The organism is Heliomarina baculiformis (genome assembly GCF_019966545.1).
Lineage (GTDB): Bacteria > Pseudomonadota > Alphaproteobacteria > Rhodobacterales > Rhodobacteraceae > Heliomarina > Heliomarina baculiformis.
Genome location: NZ_JAIMIC010000007.1, coordinates 87,252 through 105,440, shown reverse-complemented (window position 1 = coordinate 105,440; position 18,189 = coordinate 87,252). Strand labels below are relative to the sequence as shown.

The 18,189-nt window shown below is 60.8% G+C and carries 17 protein-coding genes; 6 read left to right on the top strand and 11 right to left on the bottom strand.

Annotated features, from left to right (window positions below; genetic code table 11):
- Window positions 1-3 precede the first annotated feature (3 nt).
- The 4 genes from MF268_RS16805 to MF268_RS16790 all read right to left on the bottom strand — a co-directional run bounded on the left by MF268_RS16805 (window position 4) and on the right by MF268_RS16790 (window position 4,309).
- Entirely contained in the window at window positions 4-771 is a 768-nt protein-coding gene (locus MF268_RS16805) for a glycerophosphodiester phosphodiesterase family protein (protein WP_238372024.1), read from the bottom strand.
- Entirely contained in the window at window positions 768-1,226 is a 459-nt protein-coding gene (locus tag MF268_RS16800; protein ID WP_238372023.1) for a RidA family protein, read from the bottom strand. The genes MF268_RS16805 and MF268_RS16800 overlap by 4 nt, the downstream gene beginning before the upstream one ends.
- 63 nt (window positions 1,227-1,289) lie before the next feature.
- A complete protein-coding gene (locus MF268_RS16795) occupies window positions 1,290-2,588 on the bottom strand; it encodes an HlyD family type I secretion periplasmic adaptor subunit (RefSeq protein WP_238372022.1) in 1,299 nt (432 codons plus the stop codon).
- Window positions 2,585-4,309 carry a type I secretion system permease/ATPase gene (locus MF268_RS16790; RefSeq protein ID WP_337926814.1) on the bottom strand — a complete coding sequence of 575 codons (1,725 nt, stop codon included), beginning with the start codon at window positions 4,307-4,309 and terminating at the stop codon, window positions 2,585-2,587. The genes MF268_RS16795 and MF268_RS16790 overlap by 4 nt, the downstream gene beginning before the upstream one ends.
- Before the next feature lie 203 nt (window positions 4,310-4,512).
- Here MF268_RS16790 and MF268_RS16785 point away from each other — a divergent pair, with 203 nt between their 5' ends.
- On the top strand, window positions 4,513-5,328 hold the full coding sequence (locus MF268_RS16785) for an MlaA family lipoprotein (protein WP_238372021.1): 816 nt from the start codon (window positions 4,513-4,515) through the stop codon (window positions 5,326-5,328).
- Window positions 5,321-5,929: an MlaC/ttg2D family ABC transporter substrate-binding protein gene (locus tag MF268_RS16780; RefSeq protein ID WP_238372020.1), complete on the top strand. Its 609-nt coding sequence runs from the start codon at window positions 5,321-5,323 to the stop codon at window positions 5,927-5,929. The genes MF268_RS16785 and MF268_RS16780 overlap by 8 nt, the downstream gene beginning before the upstream one ends.
- Before the next feature lie 60 nt (window positions 5,930-5,989).
- Here the strand turns inward: MF268_RS16780 and MF268_RS16775 are convergent, their stop codons facing one another.
- Window positions 5,990-8,221 carry a transglycosylase domain-containing protein gene (locus tag MF268_RS16775; protein ID WP_238372019.1) on the bottom strand — a complete coding sequence of 744 codons (2,232 nt, stop codon included), beginning with the start codon at window positions 8,219-8,221 and terminating at the stop codon, window positions 5,990-5,992.
- A 252-nt stretch (window positions 8,222-8,473) separates the two neighbouring features.
- Here MF268_RS16775 and MF268_RS16770 point away from each other — a divergent pair, with 252 nt between their 5' ends.
- Together MF268_RS16770 and MF268_RS16765 are read left to right on the top strand one after the other, a co-directional pair.
- The gene (locus MF268_RS16770; RefSeq protein WP_088631613.1) at window positions 8,474-8,812 is read left to right on the top strand and encodes a P-II family nitrogen regulator; all 339 of its coding nucleotides are present in this window, start codon (window positions 8,474-8,476) and stop codon (window positions 8,810-8,812) included.
- Between the two features lie 29 nt (window positions 8,813-8,841).
- On the top strand, window positions 8,842-10,170 hold the full coding sequence (locus MF268_RS16765; protein ID WP_238372018.1) for an ammonium transporter: 1,329 nt from the start codon (window positions 8,842-8,844) through the stop codon (window positions 10,168-10,170).
- Between the two features lie 220 nt (window positions 10,171-10,390).
- Here MF268_RS16765 and MF268_RS16760 read toward each other — a convergent pair whose 3' ends face one another.
- The 5 genes from MF268_RS16760 to MF268_RS16740 all read right to left on the bottom strand — a co-directional run bounded on the left by MF268_RS16760 (window position 10,391) and on the right by MF268_RS16740 (window position 14,581).
- Window positions 10,391-11,575, bottom strand: a complete 1,185-nt coding sequence (locus MF268_RS16760; protein ID WP_238372017.1) for an amino acid aminotransferase — start codon at window positions 11,573-11,575, stop codon at window positions 10,391-10,393.
- On the bottom strand, window positions 11,575-12,432 hold the full coding sequence (sseA, locus tag MF268_RS16755) for a 3-mercaptopyruvate sulfurtransferase (protein ID WP_238372016.1): 858 nt from the start codon (window positions 12,430-12,432) through the stop codon (window positions 11,575-11,577). Before sseA ends, MF268_RS16760 begins: the two co-directional genes overlap by 1 nt.
- A gap of 30 nt (window positions 12,433-12,462) precedes the next feature.
- On the bottom strand, window positions 12,463-13,128 hold the full coding sequence (locus MF268_RS16750; RefSeq protein ID WP_238372015.1) for a glutathione S-transferase family protein: 666 nt from the start codon (window positions 13,126-13,128) through the stop codon (window positions 12,463-12,465).
- Entirely contained in the window at window positions 13,129-13,605 is a 477-nt protein-coding gene (gene smpB, locus MF268_RS16745) for an SsrA-binding protein SmpB (RefSeq protein WP_238372014.1), read from the bottom strand.
- Between the two features lie 157 nt (window positions 13,606-13,762).
- Window positions 13,763-14,581, bottom strand: coding sequence for a sulfotransferase family protein (locus MF268_RS16740; protein ID WP_238372013.1), 819 nt, complete (start codon window positions 14,579-14,581; stop codon window positions 13,763-13,765).
- Window positions 14,582-14,822: 241 nt separating this feature from the next.
- Between MF268_RS16740 and MF268_RS16735 the strand changes: the two genes are divergently transcribed.
- A complete protein-coding gene (locus tag MF268_RS16735) occupies window positions 14,823-16,400 on the top strand; it encodes a DUF5928 domain-containing protein (protein ID WP_238372012.1) in 1,578 nt (525 codons plus the stop codon).
- Between the two features lie 12 nt (window positions 16,401-16,412).
- Here the strand turns inward: MF268_RS16735 and MF268_RS16730 are convergent, their stop codons facing one another.
- The gene (locus MF268_RS16730; RefSeq protein ID WP_238372011.1) at window positions 16,413-16,586 is read right to left on the bottom strand and encodes a hypothetical protein; all 174 of its coding nucleotides are present in this window, start codon (window positions 16,584-16,586) and stop codon (window positions 16,413-16,415) included.
- Window positions 16,587-16,956: 370 nt separating this feature from the next.
- Between MF268_RS16730 and MF268_RS16725 the strand changes: the two genes are divergently transcribed.
- Window positions 16,957-18,027: an NAD(P)H-dependent flavin oxidoreductase gene (locus tag MF268_RS16725; protein ID WP_238372010.1), complete on the top strand. Its 1,071-nt coding sequence runs from the start codon at window positions 16,957-16,959 to the stop codon at window positions 18,025-18,027.
- Window positions 18,028-18,189 lie beyond the last annotated feature (162 nt).

Here is an 18,189-nt window from a genome sequence, read left to right as displayed (position 1 = left end):
GGATCAAGACGGCATCCGGGCCGCGTAGGTTTCAAAAGTGATGTTATCGGCACGCTTGCGCGCTTCTGCCTCCGCTTCGGGCGATCTGATGGTCCAGCACAGCACCGGCACCCCGGAGTCGTGCAGCGCCCCGACACGCGGACGGGACAGATCCTTGGCCTCGTGGCTGATGAAACAAGCCCCGACCCGATCAAAATCCGGGATCTCGCGCAAATGCGCGCAGGTTTCCGCCGTCAGCGGCCAGTCCTGCGGATCATAGCCCGAGGTCGTCAGCCCGCGCGGCACATCCGGCGCGAGCCGCGCCATTTCGGCCATGCTGTGCGGGTTGAACGACATCACTGCCAGCGGACCTTCATAGCCCTGCAATGCCTTTGCGGCTGCCGCTTCAAGGGCGCCGGTGTTGGGTCCCATCGCCCCATCCTGATCCTTCAGCTCGACCAGAAGCGGCACCTGACCTGCGACGATCTCAAGCACCTCGGCAAACCCGGGAACCGTCTCACCGTCGCCATTGCTAAGCGCAATCTGCGCCATTTCCTGGGCAGAGTGCTGGCGCACGGTGCCGGTCGCACAGGTCAGGCGCTTCAGCTCGTAGTCGTGAAAGACAACAGCCTGCCCGTCGGCGGTCAGTTGCAGGTCGATCTCGATCCCATAACCTGCGTCGATTGCGGCGCGAATGGCCGCACGGCTGTTTTCGGGCCGCCCTTGCGTCTTGTCATGATAGGCGCGGTGGGCGATGGGCAGGCGCAGGAACGCCTCTGGCAAGGTTGTCATTTGATCTGAAAGATGCCTTCGATTTCAACAGCCACGCCCAGCGGCAGGGAAGCGGCGGATACGGCGGAACGGGCATGTCGCCCGGCATCGCCCAGCGCTTCGACCATGAAATCGGAACAGCCGTTGATCACCTTGGGCTGATCGGTGAAATCTGCGGTCGAATTGACGAAACCAGTCAGTTTCACCACCCGTACCAGCCGGTCCAGATCGCCGCCACAGGCCGCCCGAACCTGCGCCAAAAGACTGATCGCGCAGAGTTTTGCCGCCGCGGCCCCTTCTTCGGCACCAAGATCCGCGCCCAGCTTGCCCTTCACCGGCCCGTTTGCATCCTGAGAGATCTGTCCCGAGACATAGACGATGTCACCGGTCTGAACGTAGGGCACGTAATTCGCTGCCGGGGCAGGGGCGTCGGGCAGGGTCACGCCCAGTTCTGCAAGTCTGCTTTCAATGCTCATCTCGGGTTCCTTTCAGGCGGTATTCGTCGCGCACGCTAACCGCAGCCCTGCGCGACGAAAAGCCTATTCTCGGAACGCCTTGATGAAATAATCCGCCAGCGGTTTGATGAAATACCACATGGGTGAGCGTTCCTCGGTACGGATAAAGGCCTCGACCGGCATGCCCGGCAAAAGGACCGTCCCGACCGGCAGCCGTTCCTGCTCGCCCTCGTTCAGCGCGATCTCGGTCCGGTAGAATGAAAACTGGCCGTTCTGATCTTCAAAGGCGTCGGCGGAAATCTTGGTGACCGTTCCGAAAACCTCGGGGGTTTCGCGCTGGTCCAGCGCCGAGAAACGCAGTGCCACTTCCTGCCCGACCGAGATCTTGTCGATATGGATTGGCTCGACCCGGGTTGCGATGACAAGAGGCCGGTCCTGTGGCACGAGATAGAGCACCGGATCGGCAGGCCGGATCACTGAACGTGGCGTATGCACCTGCATGCCGTAGACGATGCCCGAAACCGGTGCGGTGATATCCAGCCGTGCCAGCCGTTCCTTGAGCGAGCGCCGTTTTTCGGCCAGTTCCAGCTCCTGATATTGCAGGTCGCGCAAACGGGTGATCGCCTCTTCGCGCTGCTGGGTGCCCAGTTTGAGCACCTCGATGTCGATTTCGGTGATCCGGCCCTCAGCCTGTGCTTCGGAGGCTTTCAGCTCACCCAGCGTCCCGTCGAGGTTCGCGGCAGTCCGCTGCAGATTCAGCACTGTGCCTGCCTGCGCCAACCCGCGATCCAGCAGCGATTGCTGGTTGGTCAGCTCGGTATCGATCAGCTCTAGCTGGCGACCAAGCGAAACCTGCTGCGCGTCGATCCCCTCGATCTGGTTCTGGATCTGGCCCCGGCGCTTTTCAAGCTGGTCGGTCTCGTTTGCGACGGATTCGCGCCGTGCCTGAAACAGGCGCTGCTGGCCGTCGATCAGTTCGGCAACCGTCGGACGGTGTTTCGCCATCTCAAGCAATTCTTCGTCAAAATCAATCTCGGTGGCATCGTCCCGCTCGGCTTCAAGCCGACCCCGGCGAGCCATCAGCTCGAACAGCTGGCCCTCGGTGATCAAAAGTTCAGAGGCAAGGAATTCGGCATCGAGACGGATCAACGTCTCGCCCATTTCGACGGTATCGCCCTCTTCGACAAGGATTTCGGTCACCACCCCGCCGTCAGGGTGCTGTACCACCTGCCGGTTACGGTCGACTTCGATCCGGCCCGGCGCGATTACGGCGCCAGCGATATTGCTGACCACCGCCCATGTGCCGAACCCGCCGACCAGAGTCAGCAGGCCGATGAAACCGATGATCAGCGGCGTACGGGCAGACCATGAATTATCGCTCATCGGACACCTCCCATAGCGGCGGTCTTGGTCAGTTCTTCATGGTTGGATACCATTTCCTTGAGCACCTGCGCCTTGGGACCGAATGCCGCGCGTGTGCCCTGATCCAGCACCAGCAGCATATCGCATTCCTGGATCGCCGCGGGGCGGTGCGCCATGATCAGGCAGGACCGGCCCTCGGCCTTGAGCGACCGGATCGCCTGGTTCAGCGCCATCGAGCCTTCGTTGTCGAGGTTCGAGTTCGGCTCGTCCAGAATAACGATGACCGGATCATCGTAAAGCGCACGCGCCAGCGCGATACGCTGCATCTGCCCGCCGGACAGACGTCCGCCCCCGGCCGCAACCCGCGTATCGTAGCCATCAGGCAGGTGGACGATCATGTCATGCGCATCGGCCTTCTTGGCCGCCGCAACGACTTTATCCGCGTCGGGTTCGGTGCCCAGACGGGCGATATTCTCGGCGATGGTGCCGTCGAACAGCTGCACGCGCTGCGGCAGGTACCCGATATGCAGGCCCAGCACATCCGCGTCGTACTGGTCGAGCCCGGCCCCGTCGAGCCGGATCGTCCCGCCCGCCGGTTTCCAGACTCCGGTGAGCGCCCGGGCCAGCGTCGATTTACCAGCGCCCGAGGGTCCGATGACGCCAATCGCCTGACCCGGTTCCACCTTGAAGCTGATGGTGCGCAGCGAAGCGCGGGAATCACCCGGAGGAACCAGCGTCAGCGATTGCACGTCCAGCTTGGCGCGCGGCTTGGGCAGGGCGGTGCGCTCATGTTCCGGCGGCACCTTGTCGAGCAGTTCCGCAAGGCTGTTCCAGCCTTTCTGCGCCCGCTGCACCGCACTCCACTGACCGATGATCATCTCGATCGGGGCCAGCGCACGGCCCATCAGGATCGACCCGGCGATCATCGCCCCGGCGGTCATTTCGTTCTGCAACACGAGATAGGCGCCCAGACCCAGCATCGCGGATTGCAGGAACAGCCGCAGAGTCTTGGTCATGGTCGTAAAGGTACCGCCAACATCATTGGCCGAGATCGATTCCTTCAGCGAGGCATCGCGCGCCACCCGCCAGCGCCGGAATGCGGCACCGCGCATCCCCATGCTCTGGATCATCTCAGATTCGTTGCGGATTTCCTCGGACAGCAGGCCCGCCCGGTGGGACGAGCGGTTCGCCTGCATCATCGGTCCGCGCGAAAACAGCTGGTTCAGCAGGGTGATGCCGATCAGCACCGCGCCGCCGCCCATGGCAAGGAAGCCCAGCCATGGGTGGAACAGCATGATTCCGGCAAGGAACACGGGCGTCCACGGCAGGTCGAAAAGGCTCATGAGCACTGGCGAGGAAATCAGGCGCTGAATCGATTCAAGGTCCGACAACCCGGTCTGCGCCGCCGGATCGGGCGCGACGGCGGATCTGCGGATCATCGCATCAAAGACCCGTTGGTCCAGCGCGGCCTGAAATCGGGCGCCGACGCGTGCCATGATACGGCCGCGCGTATAATCGAGAATGCCCATCACGCCATAAAGAAAGACCACCAGCAGCGACAGCGCCACCAGCGTCGCTTCGGACCGGCTGCCAAGCACGCGGTCATAGACCTGCAGCATGTAGAGCGGCCCCGTCAGCATCAGCATATTCGCAAAAAAGCTGAAAAGACCGACGGCCCAGTATAGCCCACGACTTTGTCGCCGCGCCTCGCGTAGTTCCTCGCGGCCTGATTTGTGTCTCACTTGGTGCTCCGTCCTGCCCACCGTTTGGGGGTTATTGACAATTGCTATGCGTATATTGGCCTTACATCACCAATATGCGAACAGCCTGTTTCTTCTCGGCCACATATTGTTTAAGTGAACACCGATGATCTGTGAACTGCGCCTTATTATACTAAATAGTCGCATGAATACCGCTTCGCCTTTATAGATGGACTTCTGATCGAATGAACGCGCCGTTTCAAGCTGCCCGCCTCCTTATTCTGCTTGTTTTTGTCAGCTTCGTGTCTGCCTGTGCCGTTCCGAAGAATTCCGGTTCCTCCGGTGAGGTCGTAGATCCCTATGAAAAGACCAATAGAAGCATTCACCAGCTCAACCTCGGGTTGGACCGGGCCTTTTTCCGTCCGGCGTCCAAGGGATATGTCGCCATCGTGCCTCCGCCGATCGTGGACAGCTTCAGCTATTTCGCCGACAACGCTTCCGAGCCTAGCAACATGGTTAATGGCCTTTTGCAGGGCAACCCGAAACGTGCCGGGACGGCGCTTGCCCGCTTCTTGTTGAATTCAACCATCGGTTTTGCCGGTCTCGCCGACCCCGCAACCGAATTCGGACTTCCCGCGGATGAAACCGATTTCGGCGAAACCCTGCACATCTGGGGCGCGCCCGAAGGCGCCTATGTCGAACTGCCCGCTTTCGGGCCGTCGAACCAGCGTGACGCGGTTGGCCTCGTTGTCGATTTCTTTACCAACCCGATTGGCTATTCCCGGTCCAACCGCGTGGCCAACGTGACGCTGGTTTCCAAGGTCGTCCAGCAGCTCGGTAACCGTGGCCGCTACTCTGACACCATTGATTCGATTCTTTACGAAAGCGCCGACAGCTACGCTCAATCACGTATTATCTATCTCCAGAATCGCCGATTCGAACTGGCCGGGGCTGGCGGTGAAACCTATTCTGACCCATATGCAGAAGGAACCGACCCCTATGCGGTACCCGGTGCCGCGCCTGAATTGTACGCAGACCCTTATGAGGATCCCTATGAATAGTACCGTTTTCTCACGCCGCGGCTTCCTCGCCACCGCTTGCAGCTTTGCCGCGCTCGCAGCTATTCCTTCCCAGCTTCTCGCCCTGACCGAGGCTGGCGCGCGTCAGCTCGTTAATCGCGTCGTTGCCGACATCAACCGGGTTATCGCCAGTGGCGGCTCGGATGCGTCGAAGATTCGGGAATTCGAAAAGATTTTTTCGACCTATGCCGACACGGCAATCATGGCCCGCTATGCGCTGGGCGCCGACGCCCGCAGTGCAAGTGCGGGCCAGATGCGCGCCTTCACGGATGCGTTCGAGGTCTATATCGCCAACAAGTACGGCCGCCGTTTCCGGGAATTCGTCGGTGGCACCGTGACCGTGAAATCTGCGCGCCCGATCAAGGCCGGTTATGAAATTCGCGCTCAGGCCGATCTTCAGGGGCAGTCACCGTTCGACGTGACCTTCCTCGTCTCGGATAAATCGGGCCGCGACAAGTTCTTCAACATGTTCATCGAAGGTGTGAACCTGCTGCTGACCGAACGCACCGAAATCGGCGCGATGCTGGACCGCCGCAAGGGCAACATCGACCAGCTGATCGCCGATCTCAAGGCCATGGGGTGATCCGGCCACAAGCCACTTAGATAGAGAGACGGGCGGTCCCTTGGGCCGCCCGTTTTCGTTTCACCGGGTACCGCCGCTCGCCGGTTCCTGACTGCTGCCTTCGCCGCTGAAGATTCCGCGCAAGAGCCGTTCAATCGCCGAACCGGATCCCGAAACGGTGGTCGGTGCCATCCCGTCCCGGTTACGCGAACCGTCCTGCGGCGGCAGCGCGGGCAGGGGACGCGGCTCAAGCCCTTCATGGACCCGTACCATCGTCTCGCGCCAGATTTCGGCGGGCAACCCGCTGCCGGTGACCCCCTTGAGCGGCGTGTTGTCGTCATAGCCCATCCAGACCCCGGCGACATATTCGGATGTAAAGCCAACGAACCACGCATCCCGATAGCTCGAGGTCGTGCCGGTCTTGCCCGCTGCCTCCCATCCGGGGATCGCCGCGCGCCGCCCGGTGCCTTCGCTGATGACCTTTTCCATCATCCAGATCAGTTGCTGCGCCGCCTCGGCACGGATAACCCTTTCGCCAATCCCGCCATCCGCATCCATCAGCGACTGGTCATCGCCCAGTAGCCTCAGATCGATCAGGCCATAGGGTTTGACCGAGGAGCCGCCGTTCAGGATACCTGCATAAGCGCCTGTCATTTCGAGCAGCGTGCTTTCCGACGCGCCCAGCGCCAGCGACGGCCCTGCAGCCAGATCGCTCTTGATGCCGAAATCGTCCGCCACTTTGCGCACAAGGTCACGCCCCACCATTTCCGACACTTTGACCGCCGGGACGTTAAGCGAATCGCGCAGTGACCTCGCCAGTGTCACCTCGCCGTAATGCTTGTGGGTATAGTTCTCGGGGCACCACTGGCCCGAGCCGACCACGTTCATGCAGAACGGCTCGTCCATCACCGTATCCAGCGGTGAATACCCGGCCTCAAGCGCGGTCGCATAGACGAAGGGTTTGAACGAAGACCCGGTCTGTCGCTTGGCCTGGATTGCGCGGTTGAACGCGCCCGAGACCTTGGTGTTACGCCCGCCGACCATGGCGCGCACGGCACCATCGGCTGACATCACCACAATTGCGGCCTGCGCCTTGGAGCCTTCGCTCACCTTTTCATCGAACACGATCCGCATCGCGTCCTCGGCCGCCTGCTGCAAACGCCGGTCAAGCGTGGTGCGGATAATCACGTCTTCGGTGGTCTTGCGGGTAAAGAACTCGGGGCCGCTCGACATTACCCAGTCGGCGAAATAGCCGCCTGCCTTGGCCTCTGCCGCCTCGGACAGCTGCGCCGGGTTGTCCTGCGCATATTCGGCCTCTTCTGCGGTCAGATAATCCTGCTCTTCCATGAGACGCACGATGGTCGCCGCCCGCCCCTGCGAGCGTTCAAGATTGTTGGTCGGGGCATAGCGCGTCGGCGCCTTGAGCAACCCGGCCAGCATCGCCGCCTCGGCGGGACTGACCTCGGCTGCCGATTTGCCAAAATACCGCTGGCTCGCCGCTTCAAACCCCCGCGCCCCCGCGCCAAGGAAGGCCCGGTTCATGTAGATCGTCAGGATCTCGTCCTTGGTGTATTTTGCTTCCATCGCGAGGGCATAGATCGCCTCCTTGCCCTTGCGCCACAGCGATCCCTGACGGCAATCGTCCTCGTATTCGGTCTCATTCTTCCACTGGGTCGGGTCGTATTCGACACCAAGGCAGAGCAGCTTTGCCGTCTGCTGCGTGATCGTCGACCCGCCGTTACCGGAGAGCGGACCGCGCCCGGCACGCAGGTTGATCGCCACGGCGCTCGCGATCCCGCGCGGGCTGAGGCCGAAGTGTCGATAGAATCGCCGGTCTTCGGTCGCGATGATCGCATTGCGCAGGTTGGGGGAGACGGATTCGGCCGTCACCACCCCGGCAAACTGATCGCCCCGCCATGCAAAGACTTCGCCCTGATAGTCCTGCAACGTCACCGATCCCCGGGCGCGCCCGTCAAGCAGCGCGGACATTTCGGGCAGACCGGAGTAGACATATGCAACGGCCATCCCGACCAGAAGCGCCACGACCATCGCTAGGCGCGAGGTCACGCGCCAGATCAGGCGCATGATCCAGCCGAACACCGCGCGGAAAAAGCCGCCGATGCCGCCGCCGCCCTTGCGCCGCGTGGTCTTGCGCGCCGGTTTGCGGCTGCTCTTGCGGGTCGATTTCGCGGCTTTCGGTTTGGCGGTTCCCGGTTTGGGCGGCACTTTCAGTCCCACCTTCGGCGGCTGCCCGTTCGCAGCCCTTTTCCGGTCCGCCACCATTGGCGGTTTACGTTTATTTCCTGATGCCATGTTCAGCCCTGCCCGGCCTCTGTTGTTGCGCCCATGATACGCGGTGCCGGCGGGATTGTAGAGACCCTGCCTGCACAGACCCGCTTAACAATGAGATCAAAAATTGGGCACTTCCTGAATTTTCAAAGAATTTTGCTCGTTTTTTGTGCAAATGTGCGCAGCCTTGGGCCCGCAATATTGGAATTTCAAGTGCCTCGCCGCCTTGTTGGACGCGTATTTGCAGGGAGGCCTGCCAATTTTAAGGGGACAGAGGTGAAACTCATCATTGCTACAATCAAGCCGTTCAAGCTGGAAGAGGTCCGCGAAGCGCTGACCGCAGCCGGCGTGCGCGGCATGATGGTGACTGAAATAAAAGGCTTCGGATCGCAGTCCGGACATACCGAAATCTATCGCGGTGCGGAATACGAAGTGAATTTCGTGCCCAAGATCAAGCTCGAGATCGTCGTATCGGCGGCGATGGTCGACCAGGTGGTCGAGACCATCACCAAGACTGCCCAGACCGGCAAGATCGGCGACGGCAAGATCTTTGTACTGGACGTGCTGCAGGCAATCCGCGTGCGTACCGGCGAAACCAACGAAGACGCGCTGTAAATCGGCCAATTCAAGGGACACTATCCGAAATGAAAAATCTGAAACTCATTCCTGTGGCCGCGGCGCTTATCGGGCTGCCGACACTGGGTCTGGCGCAAGAAACCGAGGCCGCGCCCGGCTTTGACGAAATCGGCCCCTATATCATGACCACGCTCCTGTTCTTGATGGCAGGCTTCCTCGTTTTCTTCATGGCAGCCGGTTTTGCCATGCTCGAAGGCGGGCTTGTGCGCTCCAAGAACGTTGCGATGCAGATGACCAAGAATATCGCGCTCTATTCGGTCGCGGCGATCATGTACTGGCTCATCGGCTTCAACCTGATGTACCCCGGCGATGGCTGGATCATGGCAGGCTGGGTCGGTCCGTTCTTCAGCCAGACCGTTCTCGACCCGGTCGGCATTTCCGCAGCCGACGCCGCGCTCGACTATGCGTCGATCGGTTCGGACTTCTTCTTCCAGCTCGTCTTTGTTGCCGCGACCGCCTCGATCGTGTCCGGTGCGCTGGCCGAGCGGATCAAGCTGTGGCCCTTCCTTGTCTTCGTCGTGCTTCTGACCGGTGTCATGTATCCGATCTCGGGTTCCTGGCAGTGGGGCGGCGGCTGGCTGTCCGAAATGGGCTTCTCCGACTTCGCCGGTTCGACCATCGTGCACTCCGTGGGTGGCTGGGCCGCTCTTGCCGGTGCCATCGTTCTGGGTCCGCGTATCGGCAAGTACTCTGCCGATGGCAAAGTGATCCCGATGCCGGGTTCGAACCTTGCCCTCGCCACGCTGGGTACGTTCATCCTGTGGCTCGGCTGGTTCGGCTTCAACGGCGGTTCGCAGCTGGCAATGGGGACGGTCGGTGACGTGTCCGACGTGTCGCGTATCTTTGCGAACACCAACATGGCTGCCGCAGCCGGTGCCGTGACCGCGCTGATCCTAACGCAGATCATGTACAAGAAGCCTGACCTGACCATGGTGCTGAACGGCGCGCTGGCCGGTCTTGTGTCGATCACTGCCGAACCGCTGGCGCCCACGCTCTTCGGCGCGCTGTGGATCGGTGCTATCGGCGGTGTGATCGTTGTCTTCGCTGTGCCGATGCTCGACAAGTTCAAGATCGACGACGTTGTCGGCGCAATCCCGGTTCACCTCTGCGCCGGTATCTGGGGCACCATCGCCGTGATCTTCTACGGTGAGGCAAGCCTCGGCACCCAGCTGACCGGTATCGTCGCCTACGGTGTGTTCACCTTCGTGGTCTCGCTCATCGTGTGGTTCATCCTCAAGGCTGTCATGGGCATCCGGGTTTCCGAAGAAGACGAGATCACCGGCCTCGACATGGCGGAACTCGGCATGGAAGCCTATCCTGAATTTTCCAAAGGCTAACTCCTCCGGCTTTTGAGAAAGCAGGGCCCCGGTGCGACCGCACCGGGGCCCTGTCTTTTTGGAGAGGTCGCATTCGTCGCGACAGTTACATCGGAATGTCTGCAAGAATTTGGAGTCATCTATCGTGTATCGCGCGCAGATGGGAGGCGGGGGGCTCTGCCCCCGACCGAAATCTGGCGATTTCGCTCTCCCCCGGGATATTTTAGACCCAAAGAAGGGGTCAGATTCCGGTGTCGATGATCGCTTTTGCAAGGAGCGGGACGGTTTTTGCGTTCAGACCGGCAATGTTCATCCGGCTGTCGCCGACCATGTAGACCCCGTGTTTTTCCCGCAGGGCCTTGACCTGATCCGGCGTGGCGCCGAGCCGCGAGAACATGCCGCGGTGCTGGCCGAGAAAGGCAAAGCGATCCGATCCGGAGAGCTCTTGCAGCTCGGCCGCGAGCTGCTGGCGCAGATCGAGCATGGAAAGGCGCGTTGCCTCAAGCTCGGCCTGCCAGTCGTCACGCAGGGCCGGGTCGTCGAGGATCATGGTCACGACCCTTGCCCCGTGATCAGGCGGGAAGGAATAGTTCTGCCGGTTGAGAAAGGCGAGCGTGTCGCGCGCCAGCGGCGTGTTCGACGCATCCTGTGAAACCGCGATGAGCAGACCTGCGCGTTCGCGGTAGATACCGAAGTTCTTGGAGCAGCTTGCGGCGATCAGACATTCGGGCAGGGCGGCGGCCACCGCCCGGGTCGGCGCGGCGTCTTCGTCAAGCCCATCCCCGAACCCCTGGTAGGCGAGGTCGATCATCGGCAGGGCACCGGTTTTTCGCATCACTTCGATGACGTCATGCCACTGTGGCAGGGTCAGGTTGGCGCCCGTCGGATTGTGACAGCAGCCGTGCAGCAGGATCACGTCACCGGGGCGCGCCTGTTCGAGGTCGGCCAGCATGCCTGGAAAATCGACGCCGCCCGTGTTCACGTCGAAATACCGGTAGGTGACGGTTTCGATGCCCAGGTAGTTCAGGATCGAGATGTGGTTGGGCCATGTCGGGTCCGAGACAAAGACCCGGACACTCGGATTGCCATAGCGCACCATTTCAAAGCCCTGACGGACCGCGCCGGTCCCGCCCGGTGTGGCAGCGGCGGCAATCGAGTCCTGCGAAACGGCATCACCCAGCACAAGGCCGCACATGGCCGTGGCATAAGCGGGATCGCCCAGCAGCCCGGTATAGGCCTTGGTTTCCTGTTCCGACCAGAGCCGCTGCTCGGCGGATTTGACCGCGCGCATTACCGGCGTCACGCCCTCGGCATTACGGTAGACGCCGACGCCGAGGTCGATCTTGCCGTCGCGCGGATCGTCGCGGAAAAGCTGCATCAATTCGAGGATCTTGTCGGCCGGCTGGGCCTTGAAGTCGGCAAACATCAGGCATCCCCCGTCGCGACGGGCAAGGTTGGGAAGGCGCCCCATTCGGCCCAGGAGCCGTCATAGAGCGAATGGTCGGTTTTGCCGATCCTCTCGAGCGCAAGGCTCAGCACCGCGGCTGTCACGCCGGATCCGCAGGTGGTTATGGCGGGTTTGGAGAGATCGACCCCCGCCCCCTCGAAAACGCTGCGCAATTCGGCAACCGGCTTCATGGTCTGGTCATCCCTGAGCAGGTTGTTGAACGGCACATTGCGCGCGCCGGGAATATGCCCGCTGCGCAGCCCCTGCCGGGGTTCTGCGGCCTCGCCACGGAAACGGGGGGCAGAGCGTGCGTCGATGATTTCGTGGTCGTTCAACTTGGCGGCGGCTGACACTTGTGTCACGTCGCGCACCAACTGGTTCTGAACCCGTACCGTCATGTGACGGTCGCGCACCACCGGCGCCATATCCTCGACTTCGCGGCCCTCGGCCTGCCATTTCGGAAATCCACCATCCAGAACGGCGATGTCCTGATGCCCCATCAGGCGGAACAGCCACCAGACACGGGCCGCAGACATCAGCCCGGCCCCGTCATAGACGATGATCTGGTGCCCGTCGCCCACGCCCATCGCCCGCACCCGGCTCATGAATTTCTCGACCGGCGGCGCCATATGCGGCAGATCCGAGCGGTGATCCGAAATCTCGTCGATATCGAAGAAGCGGGCGCCGGGGATGTGCCCGGCCTCGTATTCGGCCCGCGGATCGCGACCGGCATCCGGCAGGTACCACGATCCATCAAGCACCCGCAGGTCGGGATCTTTCATATGGGCTGCCAGCCATTCGGTGGAAACAAGGGTCTTGGGGTCGTCCTGTGCCATTGCGCCTGCCTCTTTCAGATCAATCCTGACCTACAACCGCTTAGGGGGCGAAGCAAGACCGCCGGGCCCCACCGGCCTGTCGACAGCCTGAAAGGCAGGCCTTTCGCGGAACCATCCCCACCAGTTCGACAGGGCTTTGTGCTGCGCCAGCATCTCCTGCCCCTCGGGAGCCTGCTGGAAATAGCCGACCATCGGCCCAAGATGCAGATCGGCCAGGGTCACACTGCCACCGTTCAGAGCAAGCCCCTCACCCGCAATCCGCTCCAGCGACTGCAATACAGGGGCCACCCGACGCAGCCCCTCCGCGATCATCTCTTCATTGACCGGTTCGCCATGAAGCGGCGCAAAGATCCGCTGGGCGAATACCTGCCGCACCATCGGCCAGTAGCCATGAGAATCGACGATCGAAATTACCTGAGCCATCCGCGCGAGCGGTTTCGCCCCATTCGGCACCATCGACACGCCATCAAAGGCCGTTTCAAGATAGCGCAGGATCGCCGATGTCTCGTGCAGGATAAATCCGTCATGGTTCAGCACCGGCACCGTATGCAGCGGATTCAGATCCAGAAGCGTCGCATCGGTCCCGGCAAAAGGATCGATCTCGACTAATTCATAATCGATCCCCCGCTCCGCCAGCATCAGCCGCGCGATCCGCGTGTAAACGCTGACACTCAGTCCCGTCAGCCGGACCGCCACTCAGCCGTGATCTTTCAGCAGGCGCTGCTTCTGCCGCGACCAATCCCGCTTGGCCTGGGTCTCGCGCTTGTCATGCAGCTTCTTGCCCTTGGCGATGCCGATCTTGATCTTGGCGATGCCCCTGTGATTGAAATAGGCCACCATCGGCACCAGCGTCATGCCCTTGCGCTGGGTCTCGTTCCAGAGCCGTGACAGCTCTTTCCGGCTTACAAGCAACTTCCGAGGACGCCGCTCTTCGTGCCGAAACGTCTTCGCCTGCTCATAGGGCGCGACATAGGAATTGATCAGCCAAAGCTCGCCATCTTCCACCGCCGCATAGCTCTCGGCGATATTCGCGCCGCCCTGCCGCAGCGATTTCACCTCGGACCCTTCCAGCAGGATCCCGCATTCGAGATCCTCCTCGATGGCATAGTCAAACCGTGCCCGCCGGTTCTCGGCGATCACCTTGTAATTCGAATTTTCTTTATCCTTGGCCATGACAAGCGGATGTAGGCGCGCGACACCGTCATGGCAAGTCACCTCGGTGGCCTATATCCCTTCTTTGGGTCATCAAATATCCCGGGGGAGAGCGAAATCCCCGGATTTCGGTCGGGGGCAGAGCCCCCATGCGCCGATATCGCCGCTCGTGACGCCGTTACTGGCCCAGTTTGGCATGCACCTCGTCGAGGTCGATCTCGCCCAGCGGCATCTTGTTGCCGGGGTTCTCGAAATCATAGCGGAACAGCTCGAAATCCTTCTTGTAGATCTCGTAGACCAGATGCATCGACAGGTCGTCAAAATAGTCCTCGACAGGGTGCGCGCGTTTCGGACCGTGGCCTTCGCTTTCGTTGAAACGCGGGATCGCGTTCAGATCTACCGGGACCGGAGTCTCGATGGCATCCAGCACCTCGCCCATGCCCTCGTTGAAAGCCTCGGTCCAGATGATCTTGTCATAGCGCCCGCCATTCACGACAAAGGTACTCACATGGCCCGACATGGCCGACCAGTGAATGTCCGGCTCCATCGGTTTGCGCCAGCGGATGGTATCTCGTGCAAACAGCAAGAACCGGCGAAAACTTCGGATCTGGTCAAATTCGTCCTTGCCGTCGTCGCCGCCGACCTCGATGCCATAGTTATAGATCAGCGAGGGCACCAGGTTGCCGCGGTAGCGATTACCGTTGCGCTGGATGCCGCAGATCTTGTCGAAAAACGATGACAGGATCCGCGCATAAGGGTTTCGCACACAGGTAAAGGCATAGGTTGCGTGGCCCTGCACATTGCGGGTGATCGGTTCCTGGCTATGCTCCTGCGCCCATTTGTGCAGCCCGGTCTGGGCGTCATGAATATCGCCGTCATAGAAGCGGCCGTGATCCGAATAATACATGATCTGGCCGATGGTCGAGCAGGCGCATTTCGGCACCACGCGATAAATCACGCTTTCACTTTCCGTCATCCAGGTCCCAGGGAACCCCATGCCTGCTGCCTCCGGCTCTCTTCTTTGCTCTTATATCAACGCGAATTTCTTAAATAAAAGATATTTCTGCATGTAATTCCGAAGGTTAATTCATGGTTAAATCTTCGGAACTCATCAGCCACCTATAAACATCATGCAAAGCAACATGGTTCCAAAAGACAGACAGACAGTGTTTATTCAAATTTGATTCACCTTTACCACGTTATGAATTCGGAACGCGAACAGGTAGCTTGACCGCCAGATGGCACAAATCGCTTATATTCTCCTGTGCCACAAGGACCCGGATGCCGTGGTCCAGCAGGCGCGCCGTCTGACAGCGGCGGGCGACTGCATGTCGATCCATTTTGATGCCCGCGCCCGTCAGCAGGATTTCGACGCGATCGCCACCGCGCTGCGCGACAATCCGAATGTCACGATCGCCGCGAAACGGGTAAAATGCGGCTGGGGGGAATGGTCGCTGGTGCAGGCAACGCTCAACGCGATCCGCGCCGCGCTCGATGCTTTTCCGCGCGCCACACATTTCTACATGCTCTCCGGCGATTGCATGGCGATCAAGACAGCGGAATACGCCCACCGCTTCCTTGACGAACATGACAAGGACTTCATCGAAAGCTTCGATTTCTTCGACAGCAACTGGATCAAGACCGGGATGAAGGAAGACCGGCTGGTCTATCGCCACTGGTTCAACGAACGCCGTCACAAGCAGCTTTTCGATCTTTCGCACAGCCTGCAGAAACGGCTTGGCCTGACCCGCAAGATTCCTGCCGACCTTCAGATCCAGATTGGCAGCCAGTGGTGGTGCCTGCGCCGACGCACCATCGAATGGATCCTCGACATGACACGCACCCGCCGCGATGTCATGCGGTTCTTCCGAACCACCTGGATTCCCGACGAAACCTTTTTTCAGACCCTTGTGCGCCATCTCGTGCCGGAATCCGAAATCGAAAGCCGCACGCTGACCTTCCTGATGTTTACCGACTACGGCATGCCGGTGAATTTCTACAACGACCACTACGATCTGCTGCTCTCGCAGAACGCGCTATTCGCGCGCAAGATCAGCCCCGAGGCGACCGAGCTCAAGACACGGCTGGGTGAGTTGTATGCTGAAACCGGTGTCACCTTCCAGATCTCGGACGAAGGTCGCAACCTGCATGCCTTCCTCACCGGCAAGGGCCGCGTCGGTCGTCGCTTCGGTCGCCGCTTCTGGGAAACCGAAAGCTCCCTTGGCCGCGACCGGGAACTGATGATCGTGATCTGCAAGAAATGGCACGTAGCCAAACGTCTGCTGGCGCGGATCCGGCAGGTCACCAATATGCCCGCCATCGAATATCTCTTCAACGAAGAGGATACCGACCTCCCCGATCTCGGCGGTATCGAGGGCAGCGTCGAAAAGCGTGCCCGCCACCGCCGCGCCATGATGCGGATGCTGTTTGATCACTACGATACAGAGCGGCTGATCGTCTGTATCGACCCGGCCAATATCGACCTGCTGCATGATTTCGTCTCCGACCGCTCGACCACGCGCCTGCTCAAGATCGATTGCCGGTTCAGCGACGATTACCTGATGGGCCACGCGCGTCGCGTCGGGCTCGCCGGGGAGCAGACCAGCACGGCGATGCTGGCGGGCCTGCTCCCGACCCTGCGCAACGAAATCGCCTATGAAACCGACCGCATCCGCGATGCGGAATTCCCCGGCTATTCCTGTATCGCCGAAACCGCCACGGTCGACCGCAATGCTGCGGAACTGGCCACCTTCCTTACCATCTCTGGCGAAGCGGCCCGCGAAATCGCAGGCTCCCGCAACCTTTTTGCCGACTGACCAGCGCCTGCCTCAGAACTCGCGCCGATACCCGATGGTCAATTTCTCTTCCTCACCAAAGGTATTGTCGACATAGGTGGCAAAGGCCGAAACAGTGTCCCTCTCGCTCAGGTGATACGAAAGCCCCGCACCAACGGAATAACCCGAATAGTCCTCCGACCCCTTGGTGCCCAGACCCACGGTCATGAAGGTCAGCCGAATATTGCGCGCCGATCCGCGTGACCACCTTTGTCGGATCCTCTGCCAGCGTCTCCTGTGCGTCGGCAGGCAGCGGCAGGACAAGCCCAACAAGCGGGGCAAGTTTGCCGATGTAGTCACCAGGTCGGAAAATTCTTCGCGTTTTCGGGCAGTTAAACCCGTCTGGCATCATAGCGCTCCGCTCCGAAAAACTCTCCTTAATTGCTATTCGAATGTTAGCTCAACCTAAACGAGAGCTCAGGCTTTCACCAAAATGCCCGAATTGCGCCCAAACACGTGGGGGCAAAGACCACCAAGGCAGACAGGTCGGTGTTCCTTCGTTAACCTCTGGGCAGGAAACCCGAGTTGGAGGCGCGTGATGTGGCCGAACAGACGTCTGTTGGACCTCTTTGGAATTGAGCATCCGATCGTACAGGCGCCGATGGTGGGCAGCTGCACGCCCGACCTCGCGGGTGCAGTCGCCAATGCCGGGGGGCTGGGGTCAATCGGCTGCGGGGGCAAGACCGTTGATCTCGTTCGGCAAGAGGCCGAGGCTATCCGCGCGCGCACCAACCGCCCCTTCAACATGAATTTCTTCATCACCACCGGTGAAACCACCGAAGCTCCGGTGCTCGATAGTGCACGGGAAAGGCTGAAGCCCTGGTATCAAGACCTCGGATTGGGCGAACCGCCGGTCGACCTGCCGGACCCCGCCATCGGTTTTGATAAAGATCGGCTGGAGCTTGTCCTGTCGCTCAGACCCAAGGTCGTGAGTTTCCACTTCGGCGTCCCCGAAGCGCCCTTTATCGAGGAAATGAAAAGCGCCGGCATTCTCCTTATCAGTTCAGCCACCAATGTGGACGAAGCGCAGGCGCTGGAGAACGCTGGCATGGATGCGATCATCGCGCAGGGGTGGGAGGCAGGCGGTCATCGCGGCTCGCATGTTCCGACCGCGCCAATCGACGGCGTGGGGACCATGGCGCTTGTCCCGCAGATTGTCGATGCAGTCTCGGTCCCGGTGATTGCCGCAGGCGGCATTGGCGATGGAAGGGGCATCGCGGCGGCGCTGGCACTTGGTGCGTCAGGCGTTCAGATGGGCACGGCCTTTCTCAATTGTCCCGAGGCCGCAACCGAACCCGCCCGCCGCGAAAGGCTGCGGCACGCGACCGAGCGCGACACTATGGTGACAGATGCCTTTTCCGGCCGGTCGGCGCGGGCTGTGCGGTCGCGTTATGCCGAAGAGATGGAGCGCACCCGTCAGGAACTGCCCAAGTTCCCGCAGATGTACGCGCTGAGCGCGCCAATTAAGGACGCGGCCGACGACGATGAGGCATCTTTCCTGCTCTACGGTCAGGCCGCTGCTCTGTCACAGGAAATTCCGGCAGCCGATCTTGTCGCTCAGCTTGCGGGGGACGCGTATAGGGTCATGAAGAGAATGGGCTCCCGATAGGTCCAGCACACTAATTCGAACGCGTTCTTCTGCCGCTGCCGGAACGAATGTTGCACCAGATAGGTATGCCGGAAAAGTTTGCGCCTGCTCCCTGAAATAAGGGGGCAGGCGCGTCCGGGTTGGGGGGCCCGGAAGGGACGGATGAAGAACTGGGCAGGGACA